General features: G+C 70.4%; 2 protein-coding genes. One reads left to right on the top strand and one right to left on the bottom strand.

The genetic code is table 11. The features are described from left to right. Positions 1-1,446: DUF2075 domain-containing protein (locus PLP61_RS14205; protein ID WP_324503404.1), on the top strand; the 1,446-nt coding region annotated here is incomplete at its 5' end. A gap of 118 nt (positions 1,447-1,564) precedes the next feature. On the opposite strand, the gene PLP61_RS14200 is transcribed toward PLP61_RS14205, so the two are convergent. Continuing rightward, complete coding sequence (locus tag PLP61_RS14200) at positions 1,565-3,301, bottom strand: hypothetical protein (protein ID WP_324503403.1); 1,737 nt, start codon at positions 3,299-3,301, stop codon at positions 1,565-1,567. Between the last annotated feature and the right edge of the window lie 22 nt (positions 3,302-3,323).

The raw sequence follows: 3,323 nt of genomic DNA, 5'->3' as shown, positions 1-3,323 counted from the left end.
GGCCGCGGTCGACGCCTGCACCCGGCAGCACAGGTGGGGGGCTACTGCGACTACATCGCCGACTTCAACGCCGCCCTGGACGGCGGGACTGATCGGCTCGCGGGCGTTGCCTACCTCCACAACGCGAAGGACGACGACGTCGCCGGCCTGTGGGACTACCCGCAGAGCCGAACGCGACGGATGTTCACCGGTCAGCGTCGAGCCGAGTTCCTCGGCTTCCTCAGGTCGGTACTGGCGCCCGACCCGGGCGCGGAGGCCGCCGACGACCTGCTCAATGCGGCGATCCGGCCGAGCAAGCAGCTCCTGACTCTGGCCGCCCAGGAGATCCAGGAGCGGAAGCAGTTCGTCCTGATCGACGAGCAGCAGGTGGCCTACTCGATGGTGATGCGGGCCGTTGAGCGGGCACGGCACTCGACGACCAAGGAGGTCGTCATCGTCACGGGTGGACCTGGGTCGGGCAAGAGCGTGATCGCCCTCAGCCTCCTCGGTGAGCTGTCGAGGCGGGGGCGCAGCGTCCTTCACGCGACCGGCTCGTCCGCCTTCACCCAGACGCTGCGCAGGGTCGCCGGCCAGAGGGCACCACGTGTGAAGTCGCTCTTCAGCTACTACAACAACTTCGTCGACGCCGAGAAGAACGGACTGGAGGTCCTGATCAACGACGAGGCCCACCGGATCAGAGAGACCTCCACGAACCGGTGGACTCCGGCGGCCAAACGCACGGGACGCCCCCAGGTGGAGGACCTCATCGACTCGGCCCGCGTACCGGTGTTCCTGCTGGACGAGTTCCAGGTGGTCAAGCCGGGAGAGCGCGGCAACGTGCGTGACATCGTGTACGCCGCCGAGCGGATGGGCTGCGAGGTCACCCAGATCGACCTCAACGACCAGTTCCGCTGCGGAGGCAGCCGCGCGTACGAGGACTGGGTCCTGAGGCTCCTCGAGCTCGCACCGGGAGGACCGACCGAGTGGAGCGGGGACGACTCGTTCGAGCTCGACGTGGCCGACACGCCTGCCTCGATGGAGGGGCGACTCCGTGCGCTGATGGACCAGGGCTACCCCGGACGGATCTCAGCCGGCTACTGCTGGAGCTGGAGCCGCCCGAAGGCGGACTACCTCTTCCCAGACGTCAAGATCGGTGACTGGGAGCGTCCCTGGAACAACCCGAAGGACACGCGCGTCGGCACCGCACCCGGAAGGCCGTTCTGGGCCTCGGACCCCGGTGGGTTCGAGCAGGTGGGGTGCATCTACACCGCGCAAGGTTTCGAGTACGACTACAGCGGCGTCATCTTCGGACCAGACCTGGTGTGGCGCACCGACCACTGGGAGGCACGCCCCGAGTACAGCCGTGACAACCAGGTACGCCGTGCCGAGCCCGGCGCGTTCGACCGGGCCGTCCGTAACACCTACAAGGTGCTGCTGACCCGGGGCATGCGCGGCAGACGACCCTGAGTGGGCGGCCGCCACCCCCCGCCGAGTGGACCGAAACGACAGGCAAATCGGCGGATTCCATGCGGTTTCGGTCCAACCGCGGCAGCCTGCGGAACCGCAGCCCAGGACCGAGCGCCCGCTACGACAGCAGCAGCTCCCGCTGCGCCACCAGCCTCCGACGGAACTCCCCGACCAGCAGGTCGGGTGCCTCCATGGTGAACTCACCGGGTATCCGTGGGGCCACGCCGAGGATCTGCAGGAAGCGGTTCACCCGCTGCGACGGCGTACCTCCGCCGAACGGCGCCATCAGCTCGGTGCCGGTCAGGTTGCGGTGCGCGCCGATCGTGTCGTTGGCCCGGGCCACCATCCAGCACACCGCGGCGGCGTGCGTGCGGGCCGCGGCGCGACCGCGGAAGTACGCCGGGTCCCCGGCGACCAGCCGCGACAGCAGGCGACGCTGCGCCGTACGGTGCTCGACGTCGAGAAGGTCGTCGGCCACCTCGTCGCACAGCGCGAGGATCTCCGCCACCTTGGCGTGCAGGTCCTCGGGGATGCCCGCCCACTCGAAGGGCTCGTCGGGGAGGGGGTCGCCGGTCAGGTCCGTCAGGTTCCCACGACCGCCGACGATGTCGTCGAGCCAGTCGCCGTCGTCCTCCGGGTAGCTGTCGAGCAGCATCCGGGCCAGCGCCGTCGCGCCGTCGGGCCGGTCGGAGCGGATCAGTCGCTGGAACTCCGGCTCGTGGTGGGCGATCGCGGCCAGCGTGGTGGCGGTGTGCTCCGCCGCGATGCCCCGGTCGGCGTGGCAGAACCTGACGAAGTCACCGAGCACCGCGGGCAGGGACGCGACCTCGGCCGGCTTCGCCATGACCTTCCGCGGGAACCGGTCGGTCATCAGGATCTCCACCCGCACCGGGCTCCACCGCATCGGGTCGCCGTCGTCATAGGTACCCAGCCAGATGGCCGTCTCCACGAGATAGCGCGCGTCGGCGTCGTCGGCGTACGCCGCACCCCAGCGCGACGCCAGGAACCGGTCGCGCAGCGCGTCCTGCTCCTCGGGGGTCCACTCGTGCTCCTGCGGGTACGCCGTGCCCTCGGGCAGCAGCCGCAGCACCCACCGCACGAGGGGTCGGCACATGGGCCAGGTGTCGGACTCCACGGGTGGGTAGAACATCGCCGACCGAGCCATGGCCTCAGTGACGACGGCGCGGGTGAGTCCCGCATCGACCGGCTCCGGGAGCTGGCCGGAGTCCTCGCCCAGCTCGCCGAGCCGGGCCGTCATCTCCGACAGGGGAACCGAGGCGAGGAAGGCGTCCTTGACCGCGTGCCCGAGGTTGGCGTCCACGTAGACCAGCGCCGACAGCGACGTACCGTCCCCCAGCCGCACCCCGACGAGGTAGTCGTCGCCGTCACCGAGCGGGTCGGTGAGCAGTGCGGTCCCCTCGAGCCGGGCGTCGCCGAACCCCGTGAGCCAGGAGGGCATGGGCTGGGTACGCCGGGTGAGGGTGCGGCGGATCCGCTGGCTCAGGACCTCGTCGTCGACGAGGTGCGACATGAGCATCAGGACCGCGGTGGTCTGGGCGAAGTCGACCGCCTCGAAGGAGGCCACCAGCTCTGCCAGGGTCACCTTCGGACCCTCGTCGGTTGCGAAGGGGTGGTGACGCCGGCCCGGGTCGAGGGCCTCGAGGATGCCCGACACCGTCATCAGCAGGTCCAGGGGGTCGTCGCTGCGCAGGGCGCGGCGCAGCGACTGCATCAGGTCCTGGTCGGCCGCCTCCTCGGACGGGTGGTCAGGGACCGCGCGTGGACGCGGTGGGCGGCTGGGGCGTTGCTCGCCCTGGCGGCCGTGGTCGGGGCGCTTGCGTGGACGGCGGGACACCCGGACAACCTACCCAACCTGG

This window comes from Nocardioides sp., assembly GCF_035429765.1.
In the GTDB taxonomy this organism is placed as follows: Bacteria; Actinomycetota; Actinomycetes; order Propionibacteriales; family Nocardioidaceae; genus Nocardioides.
This window is presented reverse-complemented; position numbering and strand designations above follow the sequence as displayed.